At 63.8% G+C, this 15,752-nt stretch carries 14 protein-coding genes and 1 rRNA gene; 11 read left to right on the top strand and 4 right to left on the bottom strand.

Features of this window, described 5'->3' with window-relative positions:
• From rrf to xerD, 10 genes are all read left to right on the top strand, one after another.
• A 5S ribosomal RNA gene (gene rrf / locus AB4Y77_RS19795) occupies positions 1 to 86 on the top strand; the annotation flags it as partial.
• Between the two features lie 347 nt (positions 87 to 433).
• Positions 434 to 2,200 (top strand): hypothetical protein, encoded by a 1,767-nt coding sequence (locus tag AB4Y77_RS19790; RefSeq protein ID WP_442015073.1) that lies wholly within the window; start codon positions 434 to 436, stop codon positions 2,198 to 2,200.
• Positions 2,193 to 3,179, top strand: coding sequence for an HAD-IIA family hydrolase (locus AB4Y77_RS19785; protein ID WP_311214372.1), 987 nt, complete (start codon positions 2,193 to 2,195; stop codon positions 3,177 to 3,179). The genes AB4Y77_RS19790 and AB4Y77_RS19785 overlap by 8 nt, the downstream gene beginning before the upstream one ends.
• Positions 3,180 to 3,188: 9 nt before the next feature.
• The gene (locus tag AB4Y77_RS19780; RefSeq protein ID WP_442015072.1) at positions 3,189 to 3,536 is read left to right on the top strand and encodes a hypothetical protein; all 348 of its coding nucleotides are present in this window, start codon (positions 3,189 to 3,191) and stop codon (positions 3,534 to 3,536) included.
• A gap of 3 nt (positions 3,537 to 3,539) precedes the next feature.
• Positions 3,540 to 4,352 carry a TlyA family RNA methyltransferase gene (locus AB4Y77_RS19775; RefSeq protein WP_442015071.1) on the top strand — a complete coding sequence of 271 codons (813 nt, stop codon included), beginning with the start codon at positions 3,540 to 3,542 and terminating at the stop codon, positions 4,350 to 4,352.
• A gap of 13 nt (positions 4,353 to 4,365) precedes the next feature.
• Positions 4,366 to 5,397, top strand: a complete 1,032-nt coding sequence (locus tag AB4Y77_RS19770) for an NAD kinase (RefSeq protein ID WP_311214375.1) — start codon at positions 4,366 to 4,368, stop codon at positions 5,395 to 5,397.
• 3 nt (positions 5,398 to 5,400) lie between these two features.
• Complete coding sequence (gene recN, locus AB4Y77_RS19765; protein WP_311214376.1) at positions 5,401 to 7,140, top strand: DNA repair protein RecN; 1,740 nt, start codon at positions 5,401 to 5,403, stop codon at positions 7,138 to 7,140.
• 130 nt (positions 7,141 to 7,270) lie between these two features.
• Positions 7,271 to 9,016, top strand: coding sequence for a CTP synthase (locus tag AB4Y77_RS19760; RefSeq protein WP_442015070.1), 1,746 nt, complete (start codon positions 7,271 to 7,273; stop codon positions 9,014 to 9,016).
• Between the two features lie 27 nt (positions 9,017 to 9,043).
• A complete protein-coding gene (locus AB4Y77_RS19755) occupies positions 9,044 to 9,706 on the top strand; it encodes an NUDIX domain-containing protein (RefSeq protein WP_207597080.1) in 663 nt (220 codons plus the stop codon).
• Positions 9,707 to 9,708: 2 nt separating this feature from the next.
• Positions 9,709 to 10,668, top strand: a complete 960-nt coding sequence (gene xerD / locus AB4Y77_RS19750) for a site-specific tyrosine recombinase XerD (protein WP_311214444.1) — start codon at positions 9,709 to 9,711, stop codon at positions 10,666 to 10,668.
• Positions 10,669 to 10,714: 46 nt separating this feature from the next.
• Here the strand turns inward: xerD and AB4Y77_RS19745 are convergent, their stop codons facing one another.
• Positions 10,715 to 11,473, bottom strand: coding sequence for a hypothetical protein (locus AB4Y77_RS19745; RefSeq protein WP_311214377.1), 759 nt, complete (start codon positions 11,471 to 11,473; stop codon positions 10,715 to 10,717).
• Positions 11,474 to 11,529: 56 nt separating this feature from the next.
• On the opposite strand from AB4Y77_RS19745, the gene AB4Y77_RS19740 reads away from it, so the two are divergent.
• The gene (locus AB4Y77_RS19740) at positions 11,530 to 12,024 is read left to right on the top strand and encodes an 8-oxo-dGTP diphosphatase (protein WP_311214378.1); all 495 of its coding nucleotides are present in this window, start codon (positions 11,530 to 11,532) and stop codon (positions 12,022 to 12,024) included.
• Positions 12,025 to 12,110: 86 nt separating this feature from the next.
• On the opposite strand, the gene AB4Y77_RS19735 is transcribed toward AB4Y77_RS19740, so the two are convergent.
• The 3 genes from AB4Y77_RS19735 to AB4Y77_RS19725 form a co-directional block, all read right to left on the bottom strand.
• A complete protein-coding gene (locus AB4Y77_RS19735; protein WP_311214379.1) occupies positions 12,111 to 13,250 on the bottom strand; it encodes a bifunctional 2-methylcitrate synthase/citrate synthase in 1,140 nt (379 codons plus the stop codon).
• Positions 13,251 to 13,325: 75 nt separating this feature from the next.
• Complete coding sequence (gene prpB, locus AB4Y77_RS19730) at positions 13,326 to 14,231, bottom strand: methylisocitrate lyase (RefSeq protein ID WP_442015069.1); 906 nt, start codon at positions 14,229 to 14,231, stop codon at positions 13,326 to 13,328.
• Positions 14,232 to 15,752: an MmgE/PrpD family protein gene (locus tag AB4Y77_RS19725; RefSeq protein WP_442015068.1), complete on the bottom strand. Its 1,521-nt coding sequence runs from the start codon at positions 15,750 to 15,752 to the stop codon at positions 14,232 to 14,234.

Here is a 15,752-nt window from a genome sequence, read left to right as displayed (position 1 = left end):
GTCCCATTCCGAACCCGGAAGCTAAGACCCACAGCGCCGATGGTACTGCACCCGGGAGGGTGTGGGAGAGTAGGACACCGCCGGACACACATTAGGCAAGAGCCCCGACCACAGGTCGGGGCTCTTCCCCTTTAACCACCACAACACAAGAACTCGGGTCCACCACGGCCGGCTGAGTCATCGCGCAACACCAACAACCGAGCAAATTAGCATCTTTGCCACGCCTTCAAGCAGGCTGTTGGAGCGGCTGTGAGACTTGCCACGGGAGGCCACTATTCGGGTCCAGGCGTTCGGTGGTCGTGGTGACGTCGAATAGAATTGCATAAGACATACGAGTCGGTAGCTGAGTGCTGCCGGCGGCGTGACAACGAAATAAGGGTTATGAGCGACTACGCACGCGCCAGTGGTCGGCTCGCAACAGGAGGAATCCACCATGGCTGAGCACAACGGCGGCAATCGCGGCGGTAATCGCGGAAACTTCGGCGGTAACCGCGACGACCGCGGTTCGTACCGCCCCAACAACAACTCAGGCGGGGACCCTCGTGGGTTCCGTTCCAGGGAGAACCGAGACGGCAGTGACCGTCCGGCCCGTGATGGTGAGCGTCGTCCGTTCAACAACGACCGTGGTGACCGTAAGCCCTTCGGTGATCGCAGTGACCGTCCGGCCCGTGATGGTGAGCGTCGTCCGTTCAACAACGACCGTGGTGACCGTAAGCCCTTCGGTGATCGCAGTGACCGTCCGGCCCGTGATGGTGACCGTCGTCCGTTCAACAACGACCGYGGYGACCGTAAGCCCTTCGGCGACCGTCCCGAGCGTGGACCGCGGAACTTCGACGGCCCCCGTCGCGACAGCGATGACCGCCGCCCGTTCAACAACGACCGTGGTGACCGTAAGCCCTTCGGCGATCGCAGTGACCGTCCGGCCCGTGATGGTGACCGTCGTCCGTTCAACAACGACCGTGGTGACCGTAAGCCCTTCGGCGATCGCAGTGACCGTCCGGCCCGTGATGGTGAGCGTCGTCCGTTCAACAACGACCGCGGTGACCGTAAGCCCTTCGGCGACCGTCCCGAGCGTGGACCGCGGAACTTCGACGGCCCCCGYCGCGACAGCGATGACCGCCGCCCGTTCAACAACGACCGCGGTGACCGTAAGCCCTTCGGCGACCGCAATGACCGCGGTAACTCCTGGGAAGAGCGCCCGGCCAGGGTACCCAACGCCAAGGACATCCGCAGCTCAAACCGTCCTGACCGTGAGCGGTCTCCCGAGATCGATGAGGATGTCACCGGCAAGGAGCTCGACCGCGCCACGGGTCACCAGATCAAGACGCTCGAGGAGCAGAGCGCGGGCTGGGTCGCCAAGCACTTGGTCATGGCTGGCCGCCTGATCGACATTGAGCCCGAGTTGGCTTTCCAACACGCGTTGGCTGCAAGCCGTCGTGGCGGACGCCTTTCTGTTGTTCGTGAAGCCGTGGGCCTGACCGCTTATGCCGCGGGCCACTACGGGGAGGCGTTGCGTGAATTCCGTACGTACCGCCGCATCAGTGGATCCAACGTGCACCTGCCTGTGATGGCTGACTGCGAGCGAGGCCTCGGACGTCCGGACCGTGCGCTGGATATGGTTCGCTCTCCAGAAGCCCAGGACCTGGATGCTCCGGGCAAGGTGGAGCTCGCGATGGTGGCTGCCGGTGCCCGTGCGGATCTCAAGCAGTTTGATGCTGCTGTCACTGAGCTGGAGATCCCCCAGTTGGACATCAACAGGGCCTTCTCTTACAGCCCGCGGCTGTTCCGTGCCTACGCTGAAGCACTCAGCGCTGTGGGTCGCACGGAGGAAGCGGACAAGTGGGCCCGCCAGGCTTTGGTGGCTGAGAATGCTTTGGGCGTCGGCGACTTCGCTGAGCCGGAGATCCTTGACCTCGGGTGGGATGAGCAGGAAGAAGCAGCCGCGAGCAAGCCGCGCTTTGTCAAGTCGGCTCCGGAATCCGACGTCGTGAAGCCTGAGACCGAATCGGTTATTGCGGAAGCCGCAGCGGCTGACGTTGATCACGATGACGTTGAACTTGATGACGCCGAATCTGACTACTTCGAGTCGAACGACGCGGAGTCGGACATCGACTCCGCAGAAGACGACGCTGAGGAAGAAGAAGCAGAAGCCAAGGAAGAAGACGCCGCAAACCAAGGCACCGACTCCCAGCATGGCTGATTCACTCATCTCCTTCTTTGATGCCGTCCTCTCCGATCTGGATGGTGTGGTCTACGCAGGACCTCACGCCATCCCGGGGGCTGTGGAGTCGTTGCAGCGTCTCGAAACCGTCGGCGTGGGGCTTGGTTACGTCACCAATAACGCCTCACGCACCCCGGCCCAGGTCGCTGCGCACCTGCGTGAGCTCGGTGCGCCGGCAGAGGACCATCAAGTGGTCAGTTCCTCCCAGGCAGCAGGGGAGCTTCTGGCTTCCATGCTGCCTGCGGGGGCGCATGTGCTCATCACCGGCAGTGCGGCCCTGGCCCATGAAATCGAATTGGTGGGACTTAAGCCGGTACACAGTGCAGCTGAATCGCCGGTTGCGGTCGTCCAGGGATTCAACCCTGAGATCGGTTGGAAGGATCTCGCTGAGGCGTCCTATGTAGTGGCCGGTGGAGCCATGTGGTTTGCCACCAACACGGACATGTCCATCCCGCAGGCCCGCGGCATGGCACCTGGGAATGGAACGCTGGTTGCGGCCGTGGCGGCTGCCACGGGAAAGACTCCTTTGGTGGCGGGTAAACCTGAAGCGCCGCTTTTCCACGCCGCAGCAAAACGGTTGAACGCCGATCGTCCGCTGGTTGTGGGCGACCGTCTGGACACGGACATCCTGGGCGGGAATCGCGCGGGATTTGCGACGGCGGCCGTCCTCACCGGTGTGGACACCACCTACACCATCCTTGCGGCGCGGACCGACGAGCGCCCCACGTATCTTTTGGCCGACTTGGAGGGCCTTTACGCGCCCTATCCTGAGGTCACCAGCGACGACGGCACTTTCCGTTGCGGTGCAGCATCGGCAGTCGCCGGGGATGGGACCGTCACGGTCACCGGTGATGAGGGCGACCTTGACGCTTGGCGGGCGGCTTGTGCGGCATGGTGGGCCAGGCACCCCGACATCGCCGTTGCCCAGGCGCCGCAGGTGGAATGGCGAACTCACTAGACTGGTGCGATGACCGAGCCCATTAATCTACCGGCATCCGCGCCAGAAGCCCCGGAAGCGCCAGAAGCCCCGGAGGCGCCAGAAGCCCCGGAAAGCCTCGCGGGCCAAGACGGCCTCGTGCCGGAAAATTTGGGGCCGGCGCGTCCGGAGGTCCAGTGGCCCGATGCAGCCAGCTCCACGGGGGACCCGCTGGTGGACAGGGCCCTCGATGTCCTGGACAACGTGCCTGCGACCTCCGTGGCAGAACACGGAGACCTGTACGCAGCCATCCATGACTCCTTGCTGGAGGCCCTGGACGCTGAACCCGGTCTCCCTGCCGCGCCACAAAGTACTCCCCGCCCGGAAGGCGACAGCTAGCGTATGGCACGACTCGACCAGGAACTCGTCACCCGTGGGTTGGCGAGGTCACGCACCCATGCAGCAAAGCTCATCAGCGATGGCAAAGTCAGCTCCGCGGGGACTGTCCTCGCCAAAGCCGCACTCCAGGTGGACTCGGCTACGGACTTGGACGTAGAGGCCCATCTTGAGGACATCTACGTCAGCCGCGCCGGGCATAAGCTGGCAGGCGCGCTGGAGGCGTTTCCCGCCGTCGTGGTCGCCGGAGAGCGGTGTCTCGACGCCGGCGCCTCCACAGGTGGCTTTACCGATGTCCTGCTGCGGCAGGGGGCGGCAAGTGTGGTGGCGGTGGACGTAGGACACGGCCAGTTGGTGCCACACCTGCGGGATGACCCGCGCGTGGACGTCCATGAGGGTATGAACGTCAGATACATGGCCCCGGAGCAGATCGGTGGGCTCGCAAACCTGACGGTTGCGGACCTGTCCTTCATATCGTTGACCCTTGTGGTGGCGCCGCTGGCTTACTGCACTGAACCCGGCGGGGACATGGTCCTGATGGTCAAGCCGCAATTCGAGGTGGGCAAGGAACGGCTGAGCCGAACCGGCGTGGTGTCATCGGACGATGAGCGACGCCGGGCCGTCGCCCAGGTTGCCCGGGCGGCGGTGGATGCAGGGCTCGTCCTGATGGACCTCGCGGCCAGTCCGCTGCCGGGCCAGGACGGAAATGTTGAATACTTCCTGTGGATGAAGCGCGGGATGTCCGCGGTGTTGCCTAAGATCGAAGAGCGGGACGGGGACGTTGCTGCATTGATCAAGAAATTCTGGCCAAACCACTAGAAAGCAGAACCCGATGAGCAGGCGTGTACTTGTCCTTGCCCACACAGGGCGGGAAGAATCGCTCCGCGCAGCGTGGGATGCCTGTACGCAACTGCATTCCTCCGGCTTGGTTCCTGTGCTGCAGAAGTCCGAACTTGCCGATATTGAACGGTTCTTCGGTGCGTTGGATACACCCATCGAGATCCTCAACGACCACGTCAACCTGGAGGACGTGGAGTTGGTGATGGTCCTGGGTGGGGACGGAACCATCCTGCGGGCCGCGGAACTCGTGCGTGAGGTGGACGTCCCGTTGTTGGGAGTGAACCTGGGGCACGTGGGCTTCCTGGCTGAAAGCGAGCGTGCCGACCTGGCACAAACAGTGGAATGGATCGCGAGTCGCCAGTACACGGTGGAAGAACGCATGACCATCGATGTCCAGGTGTGGGTCAAAGGACAGAAGATTTGGCACACGTGGGCGTTGAACGAGGCTGCCATTGAGAAGGCCAACCGTGAGCGCATGCTGGAAGTGGTCACGGAGGTGGACGAGCGTCCGTTGACCTCCTTCGGCTGTGATGGCGTGGTCCTCGCAACTCCCACGGGTTCCACCGCATACGCGTTCTCCTCGGGAGGGCCTGTGGTGTGGCCGGAGGTGGAAGCGCTGGTGATTGTTCCGATCAGTGCCCATGCCCTGTTCGCCAAGCCGCTGGTGGTATCGCCGAGGTCCAAGCTGGCCGTCGAAATCATGAACCGGACCGAAGCCATAGGTGTCCTTTGGTGCGATGGCCGGCGTTCCGTGGACCTGCCGCCCGGGGCACGTGTTGAAGTGACCCGTTCAGCCACGCCGGTGCGGTTGGCGCGCACCCACAAGACACCCTTTTCTGCGCGACTCGTCCGCAAGTTTGAACTCCCCATCCACGGTTGGCGTGGACCGGCTCCCCGGAGCGGGGAAGTCCACACGGGCCCGCTTCCGGTCATCCGGACCCTGTCACCGGCTCCGTTGCCCAGTCCTCGGGATGTAGAAGGTCCCCGGGACGGTGACCCTTCCGACCCCACGAATGCGAAGTGAACCATGCTTGAAGAACTCCGAATCCGTGACCTTGGCGTCATCACCGATGCCGCCCTGCCGCTGGGCCCTGGCCTGAGCGTTGTCACCGGCGAAACCGGTGCGGGCAAGACCATGGTGGTGACCGCCGTCGGGCTCCTTCTTGGTGCCCGATCAGATGCAGGTGCCGTCCGTAGTGGAGCCAAGTCGGCGTCCGCTGAAGCGGTCTTGAAGCTCGATCCGGCGCACAGCGCTGTTGAGCGCGCCAAGGAGGCAGGCGGTGAGGCTGAAGAGTTCGACGGCGTTGCTGAGCTCCTGCTGGCCCGTACCGTGGGTGCCGATGGGCGCAGTCGTGCCTACGTTGGCGGGCGCGCCGCGCCTGTGGGGGTCCTGGCTGAGTTGGGAGAGAGCCTGGTGGTGGTCCACGGGCAGTCGGACCAGATCCGGCTCAAGAGCGCCACTGCGCAGCGGCATGCCCTGGATCGGTTCGCCGGTGCGCCCCTTGCCAAGACGCTGGGGGAGTACCAGGAGCTGTACAACCACTGGAAGAACATCCAGTCCGAACTTGAAACGCTGCGCAGCGAAGCCCGGGAGCGGCTGCGGGAAGCTGAGTCCCTGGATGCGGCCCTGAAGGAAATCGACGAGGTGGATCCCCAGCCGGGGGAGGACGAAACACTCAAGGCCGAGGCGGTGAAGCTCGCCAACGTCGAAGAACTCCGATTGGCCGCAGCTGCAGCCCATGAGTCCCTCATCGCCGAGGAATTCGGGGACGCCGGCGACGCAACCACCATGGTGGATGCTGCCAAGAGGACACTGGAGCACGTTGCCGATCACGACGAAGAGCTGCGTTCCGCCGCTGCCCGGCTCGCGGAGGTCGGGTTCCTCCTCAACGACATTGCAACAGAGCTGTCCAGCTATCAGGCCGCCCTGGATACCGAAGGTCCGGAGCGGCTCTCCGAAATCGAGGAGCGCCGGGCCGCCCTTGCCAAGTTGATCCGCAAATACGCCCCCAGCATTGACGAAGTGCTGGAGTGGGCGGCGACCGCAAGGACCCGGCTGGACGAGCTTCAGGATGATTCCAGCCGCATCGAATCCCTGGATGCTGAGGTGGCTTCGACGGAAGCGACTCTTCGGAAGCAGGCCGCGGCTATCTCCAAGGCCCGCCTCAAAGCTGCCAAGGATCTCTCAGCCAGAGTCAGTGCTGAGCTCAAGGCGCTGGCCATGGCTGACGCCACGCTGGTCATTGAGGTCGATGGGAATGGATCGTTGGGCCCTTGGGGCACCGACGAGATCGCTTTCCTTCTCCAGCCGCACTCCGGGGCTCCGGCCCGGCCTCTGGGCAAGGGAGCCTCGGGCGGTGAACTGTCCCGGGTGATGTTGGCCATCGAGGTGGTTCTCGCCGCGGTGGATCCTGTGCCGACGTTCGTGTTCGATGAGGTGGACGCGGGCGTGGGTGGCCGGGCCGCCGTCGAAATCGGCCGGAGGCTGGCCATGCTTGCCCGGCACGTCCAGGTGCTGGTGGTAACTCACTTGCCGCAGGTTGCTGCCTTCGCCGATCAACACATCCGAGTGACAAAAACTTCCGTGCGCGGTGCTGACGGTAAGACAACCACCGGGTTCACCTCCAGCGACGTACAGTTACTGAGCGACGACGAGCGCGTCAAGGAGTTGGCCCGCATGCTGGCAGGGCAAGAGGATTCCGAATCGGCGCAGGCCCACGCCCAGGAGTTGCTGGACGACGCGAAGCTCCTGCCGCAGCGCGCATAGTGCTGTTGGCCGGAATGCGAGCACCATCACATCGGCACACTTAATCCCGCCCGGCTCTTGCTTGGAATGCGGTGGTGAGCAACTATTGACCATTTGGGGAATCCGAACAGACGCGTGGAAGGCGTAATTGATGATAAGCTCGAATTCCGTGGTGCAGCGATCAAATTCCCGTGTAAATTCCCGGTTCCCGGGCTCGTCCAAGACGACCAAACACATCTTCGTCACCGGTGGTGTGGCGTCCTCGCTCGGTAAGGGTCTGACGGCTTCCAGCCTCGGTCACCTGCTGCGGGCACGCGGTTTGTCTGTAACTATGCAGAAGCTCGATCCCTACTTGAATGTGGATCCGGGCACGATGAACCCCTTCCAGCACGGCGAAGTATTCGTCACGGACGACGGCGCCGAAACCGATCTCGACATCGGACACTACGAGCGCTTCCTCGATGAAAACCTCGAAGGTTCGGCCAACGTCACAACGGGCCAGATCTACTCCACCGTCATCGCCAAGGAACGCCGCGGCGAATACCTCGGAGACACCGTCCAGGTCATTCCCCACATCACCGATGAAATCAAGCGCCGCATGCGCCTGCCTGCCGAGGGCAAGAACGCTCCGGACGTCATCATCACCGAAATCGGTGGCACCGTGGGCGACATCGAATCGCAGCCGTTCCTTGAGTCGGCCCGCCAGGTCCGTCAGGATGTTGGCCGCAACAACGTCTTCTTCCTGCACGTGTCCCTGGTTCCGTACATCGGACCGTCCCAGGAACTGAAGACCAAGCCGACGCAGCACTCCGTGGCAGCCCTTCGCTCCATCGGCATCCAGCCTGAAGCGATCGTGATCCGCTCCGACCGCGAAGTGCCCGACGCCATGCGCGAGAAAATCGGCCGTATGTGCGACGTCGACATCGACGCCGTAGTCAACGCAGCTGACGCCCCCAGCATCTACGACATCCCCAAGACCCTGCACTCACAGGGCCTGGACTCCTACATCGTCCGCGCACTGGACCTGCCGTTCAAGGACGTTGACTGGAGCAAGTGGGACAAACTGCTCGAAGCAGTGCACAACCCCAAGCACGAGGTCGAGGTTGCCCTGGTGGGCAAGTACATCGACCTCCCGGACGCGTACCTCTCGGTCACCGAGGCCCTTCGTGCCGGCGGTTTTGCCAACGAAGCCAAGGTCAAGATCCGCTGGGTCCCCTCCGACGAGTGCGAAACCCACGCCGGGGCTACCAAGGCCTTGGCCGGTGTGGACGCCATCTGCGTGCCGGGTGGCTTTGGTATCCGCGGCCTCGAAGGCAAGCTCGGCGCCTTGAAGTTCGCTCGTGAATCCAAGCTCCCGGTCCTTGGCTTGTGCCTCGGCCTGCAGTGCATGGTGATCGAGTACGCCCGCAACGTGGTTGGCCTCGAAGGTGCCTCCTCCAGCGAGTTCGAGCCCGACTCCAAGTACCCGGTCATCGCCACCATGGAAGAGCAGTTGGACATCGTGGAAGGCAAGGGAGACCTCGGCGGCACCATGCGCCTGGGCCTGTACGAAGCCAAGCTGGACGAGGGCTCGGTCATCGCCGAGACGTACGGCACCACCACGGTCAGCGAACGCCACCGTCACCGCTACGAGGTCAACAACAAGTACCGCGACCAGATCGCAGCAGAAGGCCTGGTGTTCTCCGGTACGTCGCCTGACGGCAAGCTGGTGGAGTATGTGGAACTTCCCCGCGAGGTCCACCCGTACTACGTGGCCACGCAGGCGCACCCGGAGCTCAGCTCGCGCCCCACGCGCCCTCACCCGCTGTTCGCAGGTTTGGTCAAGGCTGCCTTGGAGCGTCGCGGAGGTGCCCCCGTGGCCACCAAGACCGGTGCCCGCACGGTAGCTGCCAAGTAGACGCAAGTACTAACGAAGGACGGCGCGATGCCCGGTATTTCTGAAACCCCCCGCACATCAAGGCAGGTTTCGGACATGCCGAGCCCGCGCCGTCTTTTGTCTACCAGCAAGGTCTACGAAGGCCGTATCTGGGATGTTGTCAGCGACTCGTTCCAACTCAGCGATGGCACGGACACCCTTGTTCGTGACTACATTGACCACCCAGGCGCAGTAGCGGTGCTCCCCATGAACGTGGACGGTGAGATCCTGCTGCTGAAGCAATACCGGCATCCGGTCGGCATGGATCTGTGGGAAATCCCAGCCGGCCTTTTGGACGTCGAAGGAGAAGACTTCGTGGTGGGGGCGGCCCGGGAGTTGGCGGAGGAAGCTGACTTGGTCGCGGCTACGTGGAACGTCCTGGTGGACTTCTTCAACTCGCCCGGTTCGTCCAGCGAAGCAGTCCGGATCTATTTGGCGCGTGGCATCAGTGACGTTCCCGTGGCGGACCGCCACGTCCGCACCGATGAAGAGGCCGAAATTGAACTCCACTGGGTGCCGCTTGATGACGCCGTGAAGGCAGTGTTGGAAGGCCGCCTGCACAATCCGTCGGCGGTGCTGGGCATCCTGGCGGCCGCAGCTGCGAAAGCCGATGGGTTCACTGGGCTTCGTCCCGCCAATGCGCCGTGGCCGGCTCACCCGAGCCAGCGCTGAGCATGGCCGAGGCTGCCACCAGAACTCCCACTGGCATTGACCGCGCAGTAACCGACTACCTGCAGCATGTGGGTGTGGAGCGCGGCCTGGCAGCGAACACCCTTGCGGCGTACCGCCGGGATTTGTCGCGGTACTCCAACTTCCTCCAGGACCAGGGCGTGGAACGGCCCGGCGACATCACCCGGCATCATGTGACCGCCTTCGCCCAGGCGTTGTCGGATGGAAGCGATGGCGCCGCTGTGCTGGGTGTCCGCTCCGCTGCACGTACGGTGGTGGCGGTCCGCGGACTTCACAAGTTCTGGGCACTTGAAGGAACCACGACGGCGGACCCCGCCAGCGATGTCCACCCGCCCATGCCGGGCAAACGGCTTCCCAAGGCCATCAGCGTCGACGAGGTCACGCGGATCCTGGAAGCTGCCGGAGCCGACTCGCCCACAGGGCTCAGGGACCGTGCTCTCCTGGAATTCCTCTACTCCACAGGTGCCCGCATCAGCGAAGCCGTGGGGTTGGACGTCGATGACATTTCCCTCGAAGACACAGATGGGGATCCCGCGATCGTCAGGTTGTTCGGCAAGGGCTCCAAAGAGCGCTTGGTGCCCCTCGGCTCATACGGAGCCCGCGCCGTCGGAGCCTATGTTGTCCGAGGCAGGCCGCTGCTGGCATCCAAAGGCAAGGGAACACCGGCGCTGTTCCTCAACGCCCGCGGCGGTCGGATCAGCAGGCAGAGCGCCTGGACCATCCTCAAAGCGGCGGCTGAGAAAGCCAACATCACCAAGGACGTCTCGCCGCACACGCTCCGCCACTCCTTCGCCACTCATCTGCTGGAAGGCGGAGCTGACGTCAGGGTAGTGCAGGAACTGCTGGGGCATGCCTCCGTGACAACCACTCAGGTTTACACGTTGGTCACCGCAGACACCCTGCGCGAGGTCTATGCAGCGGCACACCCGAGGGCGCTGGGCTAAGAGGGCATTGGGCTAAGAGGGCGCTGACCCAAGCGTGTTCCGCGAACTACCCGAGCACGTCCAGCGTCAACTCCACGGCGTCCACGAACAGCGCCAACAGCGACGTCCCCAGGCCGGCCACCAGCAGGAGCCCCGGATGTGCCAGGCCCACCACAACGCGCTTGAGCCGGGGCCGTCCTTTGAGGAACTTCTTGGGAACCCTGGTCTTCACCGGCACCTGCCGCCAGCCGCGCAAGCGCCGCAGGAACCATGCACAACGCACAATGAAGGCCATCCAGAGGATGGAGAGCACCAGTGGAACGGCAGCCAGCATGAGGTTGAAGCCCAACGCCGTGACTTCCTTTTCGGAATCGCCGATCAGGGTTTGGACGGTGGTGGAGATTGAGGCGCTCATCACCACTGAGGCGGCCCACACCATGAACGCCGCCACGAGCGCCAGGAACCGTACAAAGAAGTGACCCAGTACTGTTGCGTCCACTGCCCTGAGATGGCTGCGGGGCGTGGCGTGCAGCACCGCCAGCGTGGAAATCAACGTGGGCAGTGCTGCCACGAGGACCAGCAGGTACCAGGTCCATCCGGCCAGGTCCACCACTTCGTCCAAAACGATCAGCCCGGCCCACACCACGGTCCAGGCCCACCCTGCGTAGAGGGGGTGTGCCACCAGCCAACGGGGTAGCCATGGGTCGCGTCCGGGCGTCGCTTTTGTGGCTGTTTCGGCAGCCGTGCTTCCGCCGGCGGACGGAGGAGCTGCAGCGTCATCGACGGCGGCCACATTGGCTGGCCGGTTACCCCCACCTTCAGTCATGGGCTCACTGTAGCAATGGCGGCAGTGGCAGGGGAGATCAGGTTAAGGTTGGCAGCATGACTGCAGCCCATGTGACTTTGTGCTTCCTCCTCCGTGACGGCGTGGACGGCGAGGATGTCCTCCTCGGAACCAAGAAGACCGGCTTCGGCAGGGGCAAGGTGGTGGGGGTCGGCGGGCACGTGGAGCCGGGGGAGACCGCCTCTGAGGCCGCATGCCGGGAGGTCATGGAGGAAATCAATGTGGTGGTTGCCGCAAAGGACCTGATTCCGGCAGGCACTGTTGACTTTGTGTTTCCGGCAAGGCCGGAGTGGAACATGGCCACCACTGTGTTCCTGACCCGTACGTGGGAGGGGGAACCTTCGGAAAGCGACGAGATCGCCCCCGACTGGTTCCCGGTGATGCACCTTCCCGTGGACCGGATGTGGGCCGACGCTGAACACTGGCTGCCGGCCATGATTGCCGGCCAGCGTATTGCGGTGCGGGTGGATTTGGCAGCAGATAACGAAAATGTGGCTGACGTCCACACCATCGATTGGGTGGACCAGCCGTAGCAGGAAACGTGGAAAAAACGACGCCGGGCCGGTCGCCTTTCGGTGACCGGCCCGGCGTCGTACGTCTCGTGGACTAACGGGAAACGTTAGGGAACGTGCCGTTCTTCCGGCCCGTTGTATTCGCTCAGGGGACGGATGAGGGAGTTGGAGGCTACCTGTTCCATGATGTGGGCGGTCCAGCCGGTGATGCGGCTGGCGACGAACAGCGGGGTGAACGTCTGGGTGTCGAAGCCCATCAGGTGGTATGTGGGGCCGGCGGGGTAGTCGAGGTTGGGCTTGATGGCCTTTGCCTCGTCCATGGCCTGCTCCAAGCCGTTGTACAGGCCCAGGAGTTCCGGCCGGCCGTAGTGCGCGATCATCTTGTCCAGAGCGGCTTTCATGGTGGGCACGCGGGAGTCGCCGTGCTTGTAGACGCGGTGCCCAAACCCCATGACCTTCTTCTTCTGGGCCAGGGCGTCTTCCATCCACGCCCGGGCCCGGGTGGCGGCTTCCTCCAGGGTCTCTTCGCTGCGGATGCCGATCTCATCGAAGGTGTGCATCACTGCCTCGTTCGCGCCGCCGTGCAGCGGGCCCTTGAGGGCGCCGATCGCGGCGGTCACCGCAGAGTGCAGGTCAGCGAGCGTGGAGGTGACGACGCGGGCGGTGAACGTCGAGGCGTTGAAAGAGTGCTCCGCGTACAGGATCATCGAGACGTTGAACGCCTCCACCACCTCGGGCACCTGCTCTTCGCCGAACGTCATCCAGAGGAAGTTTGCCGAGTAGTCCAGGTCCTCGCGCGGTTCCACGGGTTCCTGGCCGCGGCGGCGGCGTTGGTCATAGGCAACCACGGAAGGCATGGCAGCCCAGAGGTCGATTGCCTTCTTCATGTTTGCTTCGGGTGATGAATCTTCAGCCAGTTCATGCCGGGCACCGAGCACGGATGCTGCCGTGCGGCACACGTCCATAGGATGCGCGGTGGTGGGCAAGGTATCCACCACTGACTTGACCACGGGGTCCAGCGCACGGCCAGCGCGTTCCCGGGCGGTGAATTCAGCAAGCTCTGTTTCGTTGGGCAGTTCGCCGTTCCACAGCAGGTAAGCGACTTCCTCGAAGCTGCATTTGGCGGCCAGTTCCTGGACCGGATACCCGCGGTAGAGCAGCGAGTTGGTGTCCGGGTTGACCTTCGAGACTGCGGTGTAGTCCACCACGACTCCGGCAAGGCCTTTTTTGATGTCAACAGCTGCCATGCTGCTCTCCTTCGTTCATAATGCAGGCGCTCCGGTGTTCCGGACTGCCTGCTTTCCCCTTGATTAATCCGGTGCCTAGCGGACGCCAGGAACCTGGAAGTTAAAAACGCCGGTATCGAATTGGTTATAGGCCTCGTAGTCGACGAGTTCGTAGAGGCGTGCACGCGTGAGCATGTTTTCCACTTCCGCCTCTTGGGTCCCCGCAGCCCTGATCGATTCCAGAGTACGCTCTGCAGCGCCCATGGCAATGCGGAGGAGGGTGACGGGGTAGATGACCATGTTCACGCCCACTCCTTGGAGTTGGTCCACGGTGAAGAGCTCGCTTTTGCCGAACTCGGTCATGTTGGCCAGGATGGGCACGTCCACGGCATCGCGGATGGCTTGGAACTCGCCCAAATCACGCATGGCTTCGGGGAAGATCGCGTCAGCACCGGCGTCTACCAGGGCTCTTGCGCGGTCCTGGGCGGCCTTGATTCCTTCGACGGCGCGGATGTCGGTGCGGGCCATGATGAGGAAGTTCGGGTCGCGGCGTGCGTCTGCCGCAGCACGGATGCGTTTGGTGGCGGTGTCGATGTCCACGACGTTCTTGCCGTCCAGGTGGCCGCATCGTTTGGGGTTGAATTGGTCCTCGATGTGGCAGCCGGCCAGGCCCGCGTTCTCGAGTTCCTGGATGGTGCGGGCCACGTTCATGGGCTCGCCGAAGCCGGTGTCCGCGTCCACCAGGGAGGGCAGGTCCGTCATGCGGGCGATCTGTCCGGCCCGGGTGGCCACCTCCGTCAGGGTGGTCAAGCCGATGTCCGGGAGGCCGAGGTCGTTGGCCAGGACGGCGCCGGAGATGTAGACCCCGGCGAAGCCTTTTTCCTCGATTAGTCGTGCCGAGAGCGGGTTGAACGCTCCCGGGAACTGCTGCACAGTCCCGGAGGCCAGCAATTCCCGCAGCTTCAGCCGTTTCTGTTCCGGCGTGACTTTTGAGTACAGCATTTAGAACAGTCCCTTGGGTGCGTTGCTGAGGTCGATCACGCCGGGTGCTGCGGTGATGTTCAGCTGGTCCAGTTCGCCGTCACCGAGTTCGGTGACGCGTTCGACGGCGGCGAGGAACCTTTCGATTTCGGCTTCCTCCACCAGTCCGGCAGCGAGGGTGCGGAACTTGTTGATGTATTGCTCGCGGGCGAACGGCCGGGCTCCGAGCGGGTGGGCGTCGGCTACCGCGATGTCGTCGGTGATGACTGTGCCGTCGTTGAGGGTGATTTCAACAGTGCCGCCGAAGGCTTTCTCAGCGATGTCCAGGGAGTGGTACCGGCGGGTCCATTCAGGGTCTTCGACGGTGGTGACCTTGTGCCAGAGTTCCACGGTGTCCGGGCGGGCAGCGCGTTCGGGGGCGTAGGAGTCCACGTGGTGCCAGGCGCCGTCCTGCAGGGCGACGGTGAAGATGTACGGGATGGAGTGGTCCAGTGTTTCGCGGGACGCCGTGGGGGAGTACTTCTGGGGATCGTTCGCGCCGGAACCGATCACGTAGTGGGTGTGGTGGCTGGTCTTGATCAGCACGGACTTCACGTTGGCCGGGTCCGTGGTTTCCGGGTGCTCTTTGTTGAGCTTGCGGGCGAGGTCGATCCACGCCTGGGCCTGGTACTCGGCGGAGTGTTCCTTGGTATAGGTGTCCAGGATGGCGCGCTTGGCTTCACCGGGCAGGGGCAGCGGAACCTCGTAGGAGGCGTCCGGGCCGTCCAGCATCCAGGCGATCACGCCGTCTTCGCCTTCGTAGATCGGCACGGGTGAGGTCTGGCCGCGCATGGAGCGGTCCACGGCTTCGACGGCCATCTTGCCTGCGAAGGCCGGGGCGTGGGCCTTCCAAGTGGAGATTTCGCCCTTGCGGGACTGCCGGGTGGCGGTGGTGGTGTGCAGGGCCTGGCCCACGGACTGGAAGATCGTCTCCACATCCAGGCCAAGAAGGGTGCCGATGCCCGCGGCGGCGGAGGGTCCGAGGTGGGCCACGTGGTCGATCTTGTGCTTGTGCAGGCAAATGGCCTTGACCAGGTTCACCTGGATCTCGTAGCCGGTGGCGATGGCACGGACCAGGTCGGCGCCGCTGGAGCCGACGTGCTGGGCGACGGCGAGGATCGGCGGGATGTTATCTCCCGGGTGGGAGTAGTCCGCGGCCAGGAACGTGTCGTGGTAATCAAGTTCACGGACGGCCACTCCGTTGGCCCAGGCGGCCCACTCGGGGGAGACCTGATCGGTAATGCCGAACACGTGGGCGCCCTTGCCGTTGGCACTCGGGGAGTGGGTCAGTGCCTGCGCGCGGGCCGCGACGATCGGAGCGCGGTTCAACGAGGCGATGGCCACCGAGGCGTTGTCGATGATCCGGTTGATCACCATGTCAGTGACCTCGGGGGTGACGTCGACGGGGTCGGCGGCGACCACGGCGATCTTGTGCGCCAACTGCTCCGTGCGCGGGAGGTTCTCTTCGCTCTTGTAGACGCGGACGTGGTGGTTCTTAACCAT

It is taken from the genome of Paenarthrobacter sp. YAF11_1 (genome assembly GCF_052113445.1).
Taxonomy (GTDB): domain Bacteria; phylum Actinomycetota; class Actinomycetes; order Actinomycetales; family Micrococcaceae; genus Arthrobacter.
Note: the sequence above shows the minus strand (reverse complement) of the source record. Positions and strands in the feature narration are given on the sequence as shown.